At 59.3% G+C, this 16120-nt stretch carries 12 protein-coding genes and 1 pseudogene; 5 read left to right on the forward strand and 8 right to left on the reverse strand.

Annotation, left to right across the window (positions count from 1 at the left end; all coding sequences use genetic code 11):
* Positions 1 to 382 precede the first annotated feature (382 nt).
* From RMO18_RS11010 to RMO18_RS11025, 4 genes are all read right to left on the reverse strand, one after another.
* Positions 383 to 859: a hypothetical protein gene (locus tag RMO18_RS11010; protein WP_309665918.1), complete on the reverse strand. Its 477-nt coding sequence runs from the start codon at positions 857 to 859 to the stop codon at positions 383 to 385.
* A gap of 117 nt (positions 860 to 976) precedes the next feature.
* Positions 977 to 2452: an AMP-binding protein gene (locus RMO18_RS11015; RefSeq protein ID WP_309665919.1), complete on the reverse strand. Its 1476-nt coding sequence runs from the start codon at positions 2450 to 2452 to the stop codon at positions 977 to 979.
* A complete protein-coding gene (locus RMO18_RS11020) occupies positions 2442 to 3944 on the reverse strand; it encodes a class I adenylate-forming enzyme family protein (RefSeq protein ID WP_309665920.1) in 1503 nt (500 codons plus the stop codon). Before RMO18_RS11020 ends, RMO18_RS11015 begins: the two co-directional genes overlap by 11 nt.
* Entirely contained in the window at positions 3941 to 5416 is a 1476-nt protein-coding gene (locus RMO18_RS11025) for a class I adenylate-forming enzyme family protein (RefSeq protein ID WP_309665922.1), read from the reverse strand. The genes RMO18_RS11020 and RMO18_RS11025 overlap by 4 nt, the downstream gene beginning before the upstream one ends.
* 359 nt (positions 5417 to 5775) lie before the next feature.
* On the opposite strand from RMO18_RS11025, the gene RMO18_RS11030 reads away from it, so the two are divergent.
* Entirely contained in the window at positions 5776 to 6393 is a 618-nt protein-coding gene (locus tag RMO18_RS11030; RefSeq protein ID WP_309665923.1) for an outer membrane beta-barrel protein, read from the forward strand.
* Positions 6394 to 6513: 120 nt separating this feature from the next.
* The gene (locus RMO18_RS11035; RefSeq protein ID WP_309665924.1) at positions 6514 to 7161 is read left to right on the forward strand and encodes a sulfotransferase; all 648 of its coding nucleotides are present in this window, start codon (positions 6514 to 6516) and stop codon (positions 7159 to 7161) included.
* Between the two features lie 83 nt (positions 7162 to 7244).
* Here the strand turns inward: RMO18_RS11035 and RMO18_RS11040 are convergent.
* From RMO18_RS11040 to RMO18_RS11050, 3 genes and pseudogenes are all read right to left on the reverse strand, one after another.
* A pseudogene (locus RMO18_RS11040) lies at positions 7245 to 7745 on the reverse strand (FAD-dependent monooxygenase); the annotation flags it as partial.
* A gap of 547 nt (positions 7746 to 8292) precedes the next feature.
* Complete coding sequence (locus RMO18_RS11045; RefSeq protein ID WP_309665925.1) at positions 8293 to 9090, reverse strand: crotonase/enoyl-CoA hydratase family protein; 798 nt, start codon at positions 9088 to 9090, stop codon at positions 8293 to 8295.
* A 212-nt stretch (positions 9091 to 9302) separates the two neighbouring features.
* Positions 9303 to 10406, reverse strand: a complete 1104-nt coding sequence (locus tag RMO18_RS11050) for a glycine cleavage T C-terminal barrel domain-containing protein (RefSeq protein ID WP_309665926.1) — start codon at positions 10404 to 10406, stop codon at positions 9303 to 9305.
* 114 nt (positions 10407 to 10520) lie between these two features.
* Here RMO18_RS11050 and RMO18_RS11055 point away from each other — a divergent pair, with 114 nt between their 5' ends.
* Entirely contained in the window at positions 10521 to 11471 is a 951-nt protein-coding gene (locus RMO18_RS11055; RefSeq protein WP_309665927.1) for a LysR substrate-binding domain-containing protein, read from the forward strand.
* On the opposite strand, the gene RMO18_RS11060 is transcribed toward RMO18_RS11055, so the two are convergent.
* Positions 11383 to 12285: a LysR family transcriptional regulator gene (locus RMO18_RS11060; protein WP_309665928.1), complete on the reverse strand. Its 903-nt coding sequence runs from the start codon at positions 12283 to 12285 to the stop codon at positions 11383 to 11385. The genes RMO18_RS11055 and RMO18_RS11060 overlap by 89 nt on opposite strands.
* 103 nt (positions 12286 to 12388) lie before the next feature.
* On the opposite strand from RMO18_RS11060, the gene RMO18_RS11065 reads away from it, so the two are divergent.
* Both RMO18_RS11065 and RMO18_RS11070 read left to right on the forward strand, forming a co-directional pair.
* On the forward strand, positions 12389 to 13948 hold the full coding sequence (locus RMO18_RS11065; RefSeq protein ID WP_309665929.1) for a proton-conducting transporter membrane subunit: 1560 nt from the start codon (positions 12389 to 12391) through the stop codon (positions 13946 to 13948).
* Between the two features lie 34 nt (positions 13949 to 13982).
* Positions 13983 to 16120: DUF2309 domain-containing protein (locus RMO18_RS11070; RefSeq protein ID WP_309665930.1), on the forward strand; the 2138-nt coding region annotated here is incomplete at its 3' end.

Raw genomic sequence — 16120 nt, forward strand, 5'->3', positions numbered from 1 at the left:
CGGGCCGCCTAGGCCCAGAAATCAACCCAAGGACTCTCCCCAACCCCGGAGGGAATACGGGGCTCAGGTCACAGGGTTGATGCCCAGCTGCCGGCTCAACTGCGCGAGCATTCGGGGCCACCCTCGAACCGGTGGCGGGCCAGCCCCTGATCCTGCGATCGCTGTATTGCTGCTCTGACAGCCTGCGTGGTCGTGACGCTCCCGTGATCAACCTGTCCCACAACGCTTCCTTCCATTCCCGCGAAAGGATCGCGCCATCAAACCGTGGGATCAAACACCTAGGCTCGGCGGCGGAATTCCGGTCGCATCTCTGCAGCTTAGTCTAGTGACCAGCATCTCCGTCCAGGCAGCGCAGTCAATGCCTACAATTTGCCGGTTCCGATTACGTCTGACGGTATTGAAAAAGCAGAGTCTCAGAAACCAGAAGTTCGTCAACACGACAGAGCAACTCGTCCGTGTCTTGCCTGTACATTGACAACCGACGACCCCATCGCTGCCCTGAGTGCCCGTCCTGTTTCAAACTATAGACGGACTTGTCACTGATGCGAACCTTGATACCAAAGTCGGACAAAAGTTGGCCAAAGAGTTCCTCACTTTGGGTCAACTTCTCCAGAAATCCAGCTGGCAATGCCGCAAGTGAAATCTCTAACGTGGCATCAAGAATTTTCTGCCCAGTAGACTTCTGGAAGATGGAAGAGCGTCGAGTAAATGCGCCACCACTACGCTTGCTGGAAATTTGGCGCGCAAACAACCGACCGAACTCCGAAAACAGAATCGGCGACATCAAGCCATCAAGGTCTAGAAGAGTCAGGCTATGGCAGCCTGTCTCTTTATCTGGTTGATGCGCACCTTCAGTCATCTGGCATTCGCCGGTATGGCATTCGGAGTCGATGAAGAAACGCCAGATTCCCCAAGCAATACGCGATTCTCCAGCTCAGGCCGGCCGGGACACTCGGCCATTTCAAAGGTAAAAGATTCAATCATCGGTTCGATTCATCTTTTCTAAGGCTTCAACGATCAGATCTGCACACTTTTCACGATCTGGGCTTCCATCTCGCCTGCGCGGGATTGTGTCAATCGGCCAAATTCGCATTGGGGCCAACTTCGCACCGAGAGCATCAGTGCAGGCCTTTCGCGCCAGTTCCAAGACCTGCAAACGATTCGTACCCGCAGCAATCTCAGCAAACGCAATCACTTCGTTCTTTCCCGCCTTCGGGCTTTGAAAGGCCGCCGCACCAAGAATTCCCTCAACCGAGGTCAACAAAGCGTCAATGATGCCGGCATTCATCTTGACTCCATCGAAGTTGAGCAGGCTCTTGTCTTTTCGGCCCAAAATCTCGAGAACACCGTCCTTGGTAAAGTGAGCAATATCACCAGGATAGAAGTAATCTCCGGTCAGAATTTCCATCCTGGATGTGGCATTAAAAATGTAAATTTCGGCACAATACGAATTTCGAACGCGAACTTCACCGGTCTGTGTTGACCCAAGCACATTGCCGTCTTGATCAACAATGTCGACTAGGCTGTCGCGCGGGAAGCCTTGCTTTCTGAGTTCATTGTTCGGAGACAGAGTTAAGAAGTTCGAAAAAGATTTGCTAGTTTCAGTGGCACCATAAGTGTCATCCACCAAATCAAAATGCTGGAGGAGGTCCAGCGCATCGTGATCTGCTATCTTAGCACCGCTGACTTCGACGACAGCAATTTTTGACGCCGATTTTCCCCTAAGCCCGAGCGCTTTTACCTGCTTCAAGGAACCGGCCACCCGGTTCACGCCGTTCTGCACCCAAAAGTCCCAGCCACCCCGATCTACAATGGCTGCACCGTTTAATAGGGCTCCCATCGCTCGCGCGAAGAATGGTCGGCAATCGTAGGGGAATAGCGAAGAAAACCGCGTCTCGCCCGACCGAAATTCGTCTTTTACCGCTAACGAACGTCGCAAGACTATTCTTTGGCTAAGTCCAACCACTTTTGGTATGCCGGTTGTACCAGACGTCGCAAGCAGCAACCATGGGGCGTCGATATCGACTTGTTGAGACCTCAGATGAGGCTCCGGATTACCGCGCAGTACTTCTGCAGGAGACCAAGTACTGTCAATTAAGAGGGATTGTTCTCCGGCGATCGGGTTCAATGGCAATTCTACGGCGATTCGATGTGTAATTGGATATAGACCTGCCAATTCTATGTTTATTGCCCCTTCAGCAAATCGCGCGCCTAGCGATGACGCTGCTAACAGTGACGCAAGCACAATTGGTAGGTCACTAGATTCGGTCTGAATTGTGGAGTTGGCATCTATTCCGGATTGAGTGTATTTTACTGTAAAGGATATTGCAAGCGCCAGCAGCTTCGAAAAGCTATACTCAGTATCCTGAAGGATAATGGCTGGATGGTCCGGGTAGGTCGTCGCTATTTCCTCAAATCGAGCAGCGACAGAGTCTTCTACACTATTTTGCATTTGGGGTCGCCTGAAATTGGAAAACAGCTTTCTCCTGACTACGCCCGTCAACATTCCCAACAGCACTAGCAAAGAACGCTTGATTGGCCTTCCTGCGCGGAACGCCATCTTGAGTGAGGAGGACTTCCTGCACAACAAGTATCGATCTGGGCGCGCTTCCGTCTCCGAAGGCTTGGGCGCAGTGGTCCCATGCGGATCTTGCAGCATCTTGCGCTGACGCGCCGTAGATTGGCTGGAGGCAAGCAGATAGTTGTGAAGAGTTGGGAGTGAGAGGATCAACAAAGCAGCAGGCGCTGTTCACAAGGGGACTCGCCGTCATTGATGCGTCAAGGTCAGAGAGGTTGAATTTCATGCCGCCTAGATTTACTACATCATCATCCCGGCCAAGTATGCGCAACACTCCATTCGGCTCCCACTTGGCAAGATCTCCAGGGTAGAACCATCCCGCCTTAAAGCGCTTTGCGCTTTCTTCGGCCAATCCGTCATACGCCTGTGCCATATGCTTGTTGCGAATTCGTATCGCTCCGGGCTGCCCAATCGGTGAAAGGTTACCCTCGCTGTCGAGAATCTCGACGTCACTTTCCACCGGTCCGCCGCGACATTCGATCTCTCCTGCTACGAGCTGCATCTTGTTGATATAGGCTGCAATTGTTTCGCTTGAGCCGTACACGTCTTCAACGATATCAAAGCTTTGAAGCAGTTTACGCCCCAACCTTTCAGTGAGTTTGGATCCGCTGGCCTGCAGTCTTGAAATCTTTGGTGAAATCTCGCGATCGCCCAGCCACACGGCAAGTTGTTTTGGGGATCCGCAAACCAGATTGACACCATGGGCCTGGAGGAACTCAACATCATGGCTGTCGATGATTGTGTTACCGGACAACAGGATTGATGCTGCGCGAATACCAAACGGCCGGGTATTGCACCCAAAGATCAAGAATATCCGTGTCTGACCTTGAGGGTAATCTAATTTGACTACCGAGATGCGCTTCCACACGGTCTCTTGATCGATGGAAACAAACTTCGGGCGTCCGGTTGTTCCGGAAGAACCAAGAATCCAGCACGTGTCACGCGGGTCGGAGAATCCCGGTTCATCAATCAGGGTGCTGACATCGCATGGAAATTTTGGCGACCACGTTTCATCCATCGTGTCGAAAGCCAGGCCTACAATTCCCTCTCGTTCAGGAGAACGGAAGAAATGCGTGATCCCTTGTCGACCCCCAACCAAGAAATCACGATCAATAAGAATATAGGACGCACCCAGTATCGACAGGGCAAAGATGGAAGCGACAGATACAATCATGTCGGTGGTATCAATGCCCACGACAGATCGCCTGCCGACACCCTTAGATTGCATCTTTGCTGCAAAGCGTTCTATCACCCGCCATAGATTGGCATAGGTAATGGTAATATCTTCGGCAATGATTGCTTCACGATTCGGGAACTGTCTTGCGAGATCCTTGAACGCGAATGCGATGTTTATGCTGTTGGTCATGGTGCAAATGCTTCGCGCATACCTTCGACCCGTGCTAGCACCATCTCTTGGCACAGCGCACGCATGGGTTTTCCGTCATCATTGCGGGGAATTTTGTCGATCGGGTGAATCTTTCCCAGAAAGCATGGAAGATTCAATTGGCGTCTATAGTTTGCCCGGATCGCTTCAACGCATTGTGACTGATCTGTCAGTTTCTCAAAAACTACGAACGCGACAATCTCATTGCTTGCGCCATTCTTGGGATTCTTGAAACAGATTGCGTCCTCCACGCCGGGGGTAACCTTGATGATAAGATCAATCAGCGCTGCGTCAAGTTTGAGGCCGCCAAATGAAAGTACATCATCACTGCGACCGATCACCTGCAACTCGCCTGATGGGCCCCAGCAAGCGATATCGCCTGGATAGAACCAGCCGTTCTGAAACGACTTTGCGGTGGCTTTTGGTGAGTTCAGGTATCCGGGCGCCATGTAGTCGTTCCGGACGCGCACTGCACCTGGTATGCCGGGTGCGCACAGTTTTCCGTCCTGATCGAGGATCTCGATCGTCGAGTCCAGCGCCTTGCCAAGCCTCGCAATCGAGCCGTCCGGAGTGATACTGACGATACTGGAGAACGACTTGCTGGTTTCGCTGGCGCCGTAGACATCGGTGATGTGGCTGAAGGAACCCGCAAGGGTAAGGGCTAACTCATCGGTGAGTTTTGCGCCGCTGACCTCGACCCGTGTGATCGGCGGGCTGATCGTGGTGGTGTTTAGGAACTGTTCTAACTGGCGGGGTGATCCGAACACGAGGTTCACGCCGGCCTTTTGCCAGACGGCGGTATCCTGGCTGTCCACAATCGTGCCGCCATGCAGCAGTGCCCCGAGCGCGCGGGCGTAGAATGGCCGGGAGGTGTTCGCGAAAAGGGACGCCATCGTGGCGCGTGCCAGCGGAAAATCACTGGCCACTGCCATTGTGCGCCGAAACACCGCCGCTTGGCTCAGCGACAGCGTTTTGGGGTTCCCGGTGGTGCCCGAGGTGTTGAGATAGATCCACGGGTGATCCGGGCTTTCATAGCCTTCAAACTCATCGTAGGCCGCCGCCGGATCTGAGGGTGCTGTCGGCATCCAGCTTTCATTGATCTCGACAAAGGGTACGCCGGCCTTGCCTCTCGCTTCTGGCGTCTTGAAGAAATGGGTTGGGGCAACCGCCTTTTGCTTGGCAAGCACCATGCTGGCCACAACGAACCGGCTGCCCAGAAGCGCGGTTGCAAGAAGCGTGGAGAGCGACGCAATCGTGTCGCCGGTGTTGAGAGCGACCAGCGAGCCGCGACCGACCCCGTGCGCCTGCATCTGCCGTGCGAAGGCGACGACAAGCGAAAACAGCTGCTCGTAGGTCAGGTGGGAGTGTTCAGATATGATGGCCGGAAAGCGCGGGTAGTCCTCGGCCACTCTCTGAAATGCCCGCCCGAGGTTGACGTTCTGGTCGTTGTTCAAATGCGGTCTCGTCGGTCAAAAGCTGCTGCGCTGTACTAGACCAACTGGGTTATGATGTCTATTGCTGCTGAGTGTTTTGCCGTCAATCTGACGGCTGGCGAGCAGGCCGGAAGCGAAAGTGCGAAGGCCGTTCAGTCGTTCGGGACTGCAGCAAAAGTGCAACTTGGACGAAATCTCTTTTCTCGCCCACCCGGAGATCTTGACGGTTCAGGCTGTGGGCAGCACGCTGACGTCCACTGCCGGTATGGCTGTTCGAACTTCAGTTGCACTTTATAGAAGCATCAATAGTCACATCGGCGAGTTGTCCTGCTGACGCCAGTTGGCAGTAAATTTTTTTGGAGACTTCAACTATGAACCACATGACATCCGAGTTCAAATCTGGCCGCACTCTGCTTCTGGCCTCCACCGGGCTCGCATCTGCTGCCGCCCTGATGGGCAGCGTTCAGGCAGTTCAGGCAGAAGGCATGTATGCCGGTCTGTCTTACGGTTTCTTCAATGGTGAAACCCCGAACTCCAGCGACAGCGGCGTCGCTGGTGATCCGGACGAATATGAACTGACTGGCGGTGCCGCAGGCGTGTTCGTCGGCACCAAGTTCATGGATCTTGGCAACAACATGACGCTTGGTGGCGAACTTGCGTTCACCAGCGCCGTTGAAGGCGACGAGGACGGGAACGGTGGTACCGACACGTCGTATGACATCAACTGGGTTGCAGACGCCAAGCTGCGCCTGGGGATGAACCTCGGTCAGGTCAACGTCTACGGCTTTGTTGGCGGCACCACCGGCAGCGCAAACGCAGGCAGTGAAGGCGGCTACGGCTTCCAAGGCACGAACTTCGGCCTTGGTGCGGAAACCACCTTTGCCAATAACATGTTCGTTGGTCTTGAAGCGATCCAGCGTAACGTGAACAGCTACAACAGTTCGGAAGATGACACCAAGCATCAGGCGATCTCGCTGCGCGTCGGTTTCAAGTTCTGATCTGACCAAAAGTTGCGATGAAAGGGCCAGCCTTCACAGGCTGGCCCTTTTTCATCTGGCGATCCGGATGTAGGCTTCGGGCAAACTCCATCATCGCATCGCAGACACAGGGGAAGTCATTTGAGCTTGAAGATCATCGGTGCCGGGTTTGGCCGCACGGGTACCCACTCGGTGAAATCGGCGCTAGAGATGCTGGGCTTCGGCCCTTGCCACCACATGTACGAAGTGCGCCGGTCACCCGAACAGATCGCCCTGTGGGCCGACCACCTGAAGGGCGCGCCGATGGATTGGGATCGGGTCTTTGCAGGCTACGTCAGCCAGGTCGATTGGCCAGCAGCCAATTACTGGAAAGAACTGAGCGCCCATTTCCCCGAGGCGAAAGTCATCCTAACCACCCGCGACCCGGAGGCGTGGTACGCAAGCATCAGCAAGACCATCCTGCCTGCCTCCGAGATTGGCCGCGTCGAAGACCCCGATCCGATGGGCCGTGCCGGATCCGACATCATCTATCAGATCGCCCTGCAAGGTATCTTTGGCGGGCGGCTGGCGGACAAGGCTCACGCCCTGGAGGTTTACGCCAGACACCAGCAAACGGTGCGCGCGGAGATACCGGCGGACCGGTTGTTGGTCTATGATGTGGCCCAAGGCTGGGGCCCGCTGTGCGATTTTCTTGGGGTCGCGGTACCGGATGCCGCGTTCCCCAGCGGCAACTCGACGGCAGATTTTCTTGCCCGCAAGACCTATCTGAAAGGCACTTCGGCGATCTGATTATCGCCTGGCGCGCCGGTCGGGGGGAAGGATACGTGCGGCATCGCCACGCGGGAACAAACGCCCCCATGGCATCGGCTCCGTCACGAAAGATCTGATCGGCATGACGATGTATCGATTGCCGGGCAGGTCACCAATCGATCGGCGAATTCCGGCGGATTGCGCAGTTTCAACTCGCCCCAAAACGCATCACCCGTCCAATCCGCCGCAATGTCGGACGTCGCACCTTGGATGCAGTAGCGGCTGAGACAGGCGTTGCGCATGGAACACAGCGCGAAGCCGCGATCGGTCGCTGAATAGATCAGTTCGTGATCCACCGGGGGTGTCTGTGACATGACGCCAAGCCAGCTGAACGGTCGGACTTTCTCGTATGCGCGGCGAGCTTCGGTTGGAACTGCACGCCGGCTGACACCGAGAAGCCCGTCGCATCCCGTGATGAAATCGGCATCCAGCCAGACCTGTGTCCGCCCGTTGGCGCTGTAGGTCAGGTGCGGCGCATCGCTGTCGACATTGTGGATCGGCAGGTCCTTGCCGTTGAAGACGATTGTCCCGTTGGTGGCAGTGTGGCAGCCATAAAGATCGCGCGTGACCTCCGTCTAGCGTTAGGCGAAGACCGGTCGCCCGGTACTGTCAACGAAATCAATCCGGAATGCTGATGTGCTGTCGTACTACACCATTGCATGATGTTCTGAAGCCTCGGCGAGCAAACGCTGCGCCCGTTTGTTTCGGCAAGCAGCCCCGGGCCCTTCTCCAGCACCCAGCCTGGATGTGGCCGAGTAGCTTCTCTTGACTTCGGGCTTTAAAGGACGAGGTTTTCGATACCGCAGGAACTCAGCAACAGCGGCAACAGCAGACCCGATGGCGCCCCGCCAATGATCACAACTCTGGCGCGCATGCACCTTGCTTGCGGGCCGCTTCCTGATGGGGCAGTTCCATTGCCCTTGCGCGGGTAACGGGAGTTCGTTGCGGCGCCAATCCTGCCAAGTTGTTGAATGATCAGCGGAGCGCAGGCTTGTCCCGAGTCCATCGCCAGATCTCAGCGGGTCAGCCTGACAAAAATGCCGTTAGGCCGCCGACATCTGAGATCACCCAGAGTCGGGGGCGCGTCGGGAAAGCGCGCCCCACTATACTTTAATCCCCCGGCCGAACCCTCGCGGCAGTGCCTTTGGCAAAGGCGTCCAGCCGTTCACGGGCAGCGGGTTGGGTATTGACGACGCCGGCCACCACCGCCTCGGCATAAGAGGCATCAAAGCCGGACATGTTGCCCATGTGACTGATGGCCGAACAAATCGCAAAGTTGGTCAGCGGCAGGTTTTGGGCAGCCTTCTGCGCCAGAGCGAGCGCCGCGTCAAAGCTGGACCCCGTCACAAGGTACTGCGCGAGGCCGACGTCCACCGCCTCTTGCCCTTTGTAGACGCGCCCCGTCAGCATCATGTCGATCATTCGCGCCTTGCCCACCAACCCGGCGACCCGGATCGTGGCGCCGCCACCGGTGAACAGCCCGCGCTGGCCTTCGGGCAGGGCAAAATAGGTGGAGGCGTCTGCAACGCGGACGTGGGCGGCTGCAGCCAGTTCCAGCCCGCCACCGACAACCGCGCCCTGCAAGGCGGCTATGATCGGCACGCCGCCATATTCCATCTTGTTGAACGCCTCGTGCCAGCGCAGGCAAAGATGCATGAAGTCGGCGGCGCTGCGGTCAGCGATATGGTGTTCGACCAAATCCAGCCCCGCGCAGAAATGATCCCCGGCTGCGGCCAGCACCACCGCGCGCACGCCCGACCTGGGCAGTGTGGAAAACAAGGTGACCAGTTCCTCGACTGTTTCGGCATTGATCGCATTGCGTTTGGCCGGGCGATTCAAGCGGGCGACAAGCACCCCATCGGCATGCAGGTCAAGCGTGATGTTGGTCAGGGTCGGAAGGGTGATCATCGGGGGCATCCTTGCAAAGCGTCGGGTGGTCACATCAATCGAAGGTTGGATCAGCGAATCTTGGCCAATGCAGGTCTGCCGATCTGGCGGGGCTGTCGCTGCATCGGGTGCCCTCAAGTGCAGGTCCTGACTGCGCCGTCATCGAACTTGAACGGGGTCCCACCGGCAAGTCAATACTGCCCCAAATGTGGGCGCACGGGCAGGCCACTGCGTCACAGGAACGGCAGTGGCACCAGCCGCGCCGACACCGGCCCGTCTGGTCGGATCACTTGAACCGTTGTGTCGGGCATCACATCGGCGCGGATCAACGCAAAGCCGATGTTGGCCTTCATCCGGAACGACCAGTTGCAGTTTGTCATCGTCCCGACGCGCGTGCCGTCCACTTCGATCGCCTCGCGTTGAAAGCCCAGCGGTTTGGCTGTTTCGCCATCAAGGATCAGGCCCAGTTGGTGCCGCTGTACCCCCTCGGCCTTGATCTGACGCAGGGCTTTAATGCCAATCACGTCATCGGGCACGTCCAGATCAATGTATTTGCCAAGACGCACCTCGAATGGGTTTGTCTGATCATCGGTGTCGCCACCCACCGAAAGCAGCCCGCTTTCGGTCCGTTCCGGCGTGGCTGGCGCTCCCGGCCCAATACCCCATGGCTGGCCAGCCTCCTTGAAGATGTTCCACAACCGCGTGCCTTTGCTGCCGTCCTTCAGATAGATTTCGAACCCACCCTGCTTGGACCAGCCCGAGCGTTGGACAGCGATGGGAATGCCGTCAATCTCGGTTTCCTTGAACCAGAAGTATTTCAAGTCGCGCACCCAGTCGCCCAACACATGCGCCACCACTTCCTCAGCCTTTGGGCCTTGCAGCGCCATCGGCGATACGTCCGGCTCCGATACCTCGACATTGAGCCCACGCTCTGCGGCGATGGCCCCGGCCCAAAACCAGATGTCGCTGTCGGCGATGGACAACCAATACAGATCATCGGCCAGTTTCAACAGGATCGGGTCGTTAAGAATGGTGCCGCGATGGTTGCACAAAGGCACGTATTTGCCCTGACCGACCTTACAGCCCGACAGATCGCGTGGCGCCAGTATCTGTGCCAGCCTGCCCGCATCCGGCCCCTTCAGCTGGACTTGCCGCTCTACCCCCACGTCCCATTGCGATACGCCATTGATCAGCCGCCAGTACTCCGCCTCCGGGTCGCCGTAGGAGGTGGGCATGATCATCCGGTTGTAGACGCTTGCCGCGACCATGCCTTCGGCCAGGGCAGACTGGTAAAAAGGCGAAGGGCGCAGTCGGGCAGTCGGGAAGATCGAGAACATTTGCGGCTCCTGAAGGTATGGCCCAGATGAGGGGTCTGGCAGACGATCGTCAAACGACGTATTCGGGGCCAATGCCCCTACAAATGGTTATGGCAATGTTGGGATCACGCCGCGATGCACAGTGACTTGCCTCCGCTGACTTGGCTGCGCGCGTTCGAGGCTGCGGCCCGTACGCTCAGCTTCACCAATGCGGCGTCAGAGCTGTATGTCACCCAGGCGGCCGTCTCCAAGCACGTGAAATCGCTGGAGTTGCACTTGCGCCAGCCGCTGTTCATCCGCCATCCCCGCAGTCTGCAGCTGACCAAATCAGGCGAGGCTTACCTGCCGAAGGTGCAAGACGCGCTTGAGCGCCTTGCCATCGGCACGCGCGAGGTCTTTGGCCGACGTCAGACTGAAGCCTTGACGCTGCGCTGTGCGGTGTCATTTGCGGCAGCTTGGCTTGCGCCGCGCTTGCCGGAGTATCTGGATCTGAACCCGGGCATCTCCATTCGTGTCATCTCAAGCGTCTGGAGCGACCCATTTGACAAGGATGCCTTCGACCTCGACATTCAGTATGGCACGGGTGACTGGCTTGGGTTCACCAGCCACCGCCTGACCCATGAAACCATCACGCCGCTGTGCGCGCCTGATCTTGCGGCGCGTCTGCCGTTGCTCAACCCGCAAGATCTGCGGCATCACCGCCTGCTGCACGTGCTGGGCTATCAGGAGGGGTGGGGGATCTGGCTAAGCGCGGCTGGTGCGCGGTTGGTCGATCCGGGGCAGGGGTTGCAACTCGACAATTCGCTGACGGCGTTCGAGATTGCGGCGCAGGGCGGAGGTGTCGCTTTGGGAAGATCATCGCTGGCGCAGCGCGATCTGGCCAATGGGCGCCTTGTGGCGCCGTTCGCCCTGGCGGTGCCGATTGAAGAAGCGTTTCACCTGTTGCAGCCCGAGGCTGCCAAAGGTCATCCCGATGCGGCCGGTTTCGTACAATGGATCATGTCGCGGGCACGACAGGCGGACCAGCGGCTGGTGGTGTCAGCAGCCGCTGCAGCATCGGGTTCGGAAACCGGCGGTCGAGCGTGATGGCGTAAAAGGTCTCGCTGATGCCGGTCAACCGGTTGGCCTCGATCAACGAGCCTTGTTCCAATTCGTCTTTCACCGCGATCAGGGGCAGGACGGCAAGGCCAACATCCTCTCGCGCAAGAAGGCGCATCATTGCCATGTCATCCACCTCGGCCACGATATGCGGACGCACGCCCAACCGCGCCACCAGCGCGTCAAAGCCGACCCGGATCGAACTGTTCGTGCTGGGCAGGATGATGGGCTGCTTGGCCAGACGCGTGGCCAGATCATCGCTGCCCTTCAGCCGCTGCACGGTGCCAACAAGACTGGCAGGTTGTTCAGCCAGCCGGTGTGACACGAAGGGCGTGGTCGCGTCGCGTTGTGACGGCTGGTTGGTCAACACCACGTCGAGGTTAAGTGTTTCCAACCCGGCCAGAAGCTCGGCCAGACTGCCCGACCGCAAGATCACTTCGCTGTCGGGGTGACCAAGCACCGGGCGCAAAAACCCGATCTGAAAGTTGCGTGACAGAGTGGCAAGCGCGCCCACCCGCAAAACCTGCAGCCCGCGCCCGGCGTCGCGCAGCGTGCCTAGCAACTCGTCGCCCACCGCAAAGATCGCGTCGGCATGATCCAACGCGATCCGCCCGGCCTCGGTCAGGTGCAACTGGCGTCCGCGCCGGTCGAAAAGCGGGTGGCCCAGACGGTCTTCAAGCTTGCGGATTTGCACGGAAATCGCGGACTGCGACAAGTTCAACTTTTCCGCAGTTCGGGTTAGGTTGCCGTCATGCGCCACGGCTCGGAACAGGTGCAGGTGATGGTAGTTAAGCTCGGCCATTCGTTCTATTTATACGAACGAATTTACGCAGACAATGTATTTTACACCATTCTGTACTGCGGCTACGACCGGGGCGCAAGTCGTCACTGAAAGGATCGTTGTCTTGACCGCAGCCTTGATCGTCTACCTCGCGCCGTTGAGCCTGATCTTCTGTGCAGCGCTGGGGTTTTTGCGCCCGGGACGCCGCCCCGGCGCGGTGGCGCAAGCGGCACAGGCAGCGGGCCTCGTCACAATGGCCATTTCGATCGCCGCGGTCGCGGTGCTGATTTCGCAGGGACCGCAGACTGCGGCTCTGCTGCCGGGGCTGTCGGTACGGTTGGATATCATCAGCATGATCATGCTGTGTCTGGTCAGCTTTGTCGGTTGGGTGGTGCTGCGCTATGCCAGCACCTACGTTGATGGAGAGGCCCGGCAGGGCGCCTTCATGGGCTGGATGTGTGCCACGCTGACGGCTGTGTTGCTGTTGGTGACGGCGGGGCATCTGCTGCAACTGGTGCTGGCGTGGATCGCGACCAGCCTTTGTCTGCATCAATTGCTCTTGTTCTACCGTGACCGTACCCAGGCACGTCGCGCTGCGCACAAGAAGCTGGTCACCTCGGGTTTGTCCAATCTGGTGTTGATTGCGGCGGCCTTGGTTCTGTGGCGCGGTTTTGGCAGTGGCGATATCGCGACGATCCTTTCCGGCGCACAAGCGGGTGCGGCACCAACAGCGGCAGTTTGGGCCGCAGCTTTGATCGCGTTGGCGGCGGTCCTGAAATCGGCGCAGTTCCCCACCCACGGCTGGTTGACGGAGGTGATGGAAACACCAACGCCGGTGTCGGCGCTGCTGCACGCGGGGGTGATCAACGCGGGCGGGTTCCTCATGATCCGCTTTGCCGATGTGATGCTGGCCTCGCCTGGCGTGTTGGCGGTGCTGGTCATGCTGGGCGGCTTTACCGCGATTTTTGGCGGCATGGTCATGCTGACGCAAAGTGCGGTCAAAACCTCGCTCGCCTGGTCCACGGTGGCGCAAATGGGGTTCATGGTGCTGCAATGCGGTCTGGCGCTGTTCCCGCTGGCGCTGCTGCATATCGTGGCGCATTCGCTGTACAAGGCGCATGCTTTCCTTGGGTCCGGTGGTGCAGTGGATGCGGTGGCGCAAGTCCGCAGGCCCGGCCCGATTGCGGTGCCTTCGGGCGCCAAGGTGGGGCAGGCGTTCCTGCTGGCGCTTGCAATCTATGGGCTGATGACAGTCGGCTTTGCCCTTGTGCCGGGCAGTGGCGCCAAATCACCACAAGCAATCGCCCTTGGGGCCATCTTGATCTTCGGCGTCGCTTATCTGATCGCTCAGGGTCTGGCCGGCGCCGCACCCCGCGCGCTGACCCGCGCCACCGTGATCTACGCGTTGGCAGCATCGCTGGGCTACTTTGCGCTGCAGGCCTGCGCCGAGGCGCTGACCGCAGGCACGCTGCCCGCAACGCCTGCCCCCGGTCCGCTGGAATGGGCGCTGATCGTGCTGGCGGTGCTGTCCTTTGGCCTCGTGGCGGTGGCGCAGGCGCTGTTCCCGCTGTGGGCACATCATCCGGCCTCGGCAGGCCTGCGCGTGCATCTGACCAACGGGCTTTATGCCAATGCTGTCTTCGACCGGTTGCTGGGCAGCTGGTCGAAAACTCCGAATTCCTGATCCGCCTCTGTCGTTTCGAAGGACCCCAGACATGATGATCCACCACTCCATACTTGCGGCGGCGCCCAGCGAGGCCCTGATTGCTGCGGCCAATGCGGCCGCCCGCGCCATCCCGCCTCTGTTCCCACTTGCTGCAAGCGTTGCGGTCAACCCCTACCTTGGCCAGACCGGCGACACCCTTGCCCAGACTGCCGCGCGCCTTGGTCGGGTGGCCGGAACTCCGGTAACCCAGCCGCGCGACTGGTATCTGGCGCGGATTGCCGATGGCCGGATCAGCGATGCCGATCTGGCCGAGGCTCTGGCTGCGTCGTCGGCTGAGAACCGCCCGGCCACCCTTGCCGCGCTGAAAGCGGCAGCTTCGCAGCCAGCAGCCCCGCCATGTGCATTGCCATCGGTGGCGCAACTTGCGGCGGAAGTCTCCGGCATAGACTGGCCAGCCTTGGCGAATGACCGGATCAGCGCCTGGGCTGCAGGCCATTTCGACACTGGTCAGGCGCTGTGGACCACGGTGCCCGGAACGCAGGCCTATGCCGCGTGGCGCAGCTTTGCCGCCCATGACCTCACGCCGGAAATCGCGGGGCTTTCAGGGTTTGCGGCCTTTGTAGCGGATGCACCCGCGACAGCAGCCGAGGCGCTGGCCTGGGCCACCGAACGGCTGGGTCTGCCGAATGCTGCGCTGGACACGGCGTTCCATTCCGCCCTGATGTCGCTGGGCGGATGGAGCCAGTATGCCCGTTATGAGTTGTGGCAGGCCGAACTTGCCGGGGGCACGGACAGCGATGTGACCGACCTTCTGGTGATCCGGCTTTTGTGGGACGTGGCGTTGCTGGCGCACTATCAATCCAGGATCGGTCCAGCGTGGGTTGCAGCCGTAGCCGCCCACGCCGAGCCTTTGCACCCAACGGCTGCGCAAGTGGTCGATACGATCCTGCAAGAGGCCGTAGAGCGTGCCGCGCAGCGCAACATGGCCGCAGCCTTTGCCGCCCCGGTCCCGGCAACGTCGAAGGCACGCCCGGCATTGCAGGCGGCATTCTGCATCGACGTGCGGTCTGAAGTGTTCCGTCGTGCGCTGGAAGGTATTGATCCCGGTATCGAGACCATCGGCTTTGCTGGCTTCTTCGGCGTCTTTGTCGAACACCGGCCCTTTGCCTCTGACGTACCCGAAGCGCGGTTGCCGGTGCTGTTGAACTCTACCGTAAAATCCTGCGCCATCGGCCGTGATGCCGGTGCCGAAGAGGCCGCCCGCATCACCGCGCGGGCCAAGCGAGCCTGGGGCCGCTTCAAGCTGGCCGCGGTGTCGTCCTTTGCCTTTGTCGAGGCGACGGGGCCAATCTATGCGGGCAAGCTGGTGCGCGATGCGCTAGGCCTTGGCCCGTCGCACCTGCCGCACGACCCTGCGCCACAACTGTCGCCGGGCCTCGATACGGAACAAAAGCTGGCATCGGCGGAAATGGTGCTGCGCGCCATGTCGATGACCGACGGCTTTGCGAGGATCGTGCTTTTGGCCGGTCACGGCGCGAATGTGACCAACAACCCCCATGCGAGTGCTTTGCATTGCGGCGCCTGTGGCGGCTATTCCGGCGAGGTGAACGCGCGGCTGCTGGCAAGCCTTCTGAACGACGCCGATGTGCGGCAAGGCCTGCCTCAGCGCGGCATCACCATCCCGCAAGACACGCTGTTTGTGGCCGGCCTGCATGACACCACCACCGATGATGTGCTGGTCTATGACGGCGATCATCCTGCAACCGATCATGCCAAGGACCTGACCGATCTGAAAGGCTGGCTTCGGGCCGCCGGTCTGGTGGCGCGGGGCGAGCGTGCGTTGCGGCTGCCCCGGGCCAAGACTGCGGGCGATGTTGCCTGGCGGTCGCGCAACTGGGCCGAAGTGCGCCCCGAATGGGGTCTTGCGGGCTGCCGGGCTTTCGTCGCGGCACCCCGCAGCCGCACCACTGCCCGGAACCTTGGCGGGCGGGCTTTCCTGCACAGCTATGACTGGCGGCAAGACAAGGGCTTTGGCGTGCTGGAGCTGATCCTGACAGCCCCTGTCGTGGTGGCAAGCTGGATCAGCCTGCAATATTACGGCTCAACCGTGGCCCCTGCGGCATTTGGAGGGGGCAACAAACTGTTGCACAACGTGACGGGCGGGATGGGGGTGGTCGAAGGCAATAGCGG

The organism is Tabrizicola sp. (genome assembly GCF_031377265.1).
Classification (GTDB): domain Bacteria; phylum Pseudomonadota; class Alphaproteobacteria; order Rhodobacterales; family Rhodobacteraceae; genus JAUYQR01.

Excerpts from the sequence above, each read along its gene's own strand:
- RMO18_RS11010 (WP_309665918.1), bottom strand. The coding sequence starts at position 859 with ATGACTGAAGGTGCGCATCAACCAGATAAAGAGACAGGCTGCCATAGC.
- RMO18_RS11015 (WP_309665919.1), bottom strand. The coding sequence starts at position 2,452 with ATGCAAAATAGTGTAGAAGACTCTGTCGCTGCTCGATTTGAGGAAATA.
- RMO18_RS11020 (WP_309665920.1), bottom strand. The coding sequence starts at position 3,944 with ATGACCAACAGCATAAACATCGCATTCGCGTTCAAGGATCTCGCAAGA.
- RMO18_RS11030 (WP_309665923.1), top strand. The coding sequence starts at position 5,776 with ATGACATCCGAGTTCAAATCTGGCCGCACTCTGCTTCTGGCCTCCACC.
- RMO18_RS11045 (WP_309665925.1), bottom strand. The coding sequence starts at position 9,090 with ATGATCACCCTTCCGACCCTGACCAACATCACGCTTGACCTGCATGCC.
- RMO18_RS11050 (WP_309665926.1), bottom strand. The coding sequence starts at position 10,406 with ATGTTCTCGATCTTCCCGACTGCCCGACTGCGCCCTTCGCCTTTTTAC.
- RMO18_RS11055 (WP_309665927.1), top strand. The coding sequence starts at position 10,521 with ATGCACAGTGACTTGCCTCCGCTGACTTGGCTGCGCGCGTTCGAGGCT.
- RMO18_RS11060 (WP_309665928.1), bottom strand. The coding sequence starts at position 12,285 with ATGGCCGAGCTTAACTACCATCACCTGCACCTGTTCCGAGCCGTGGCG.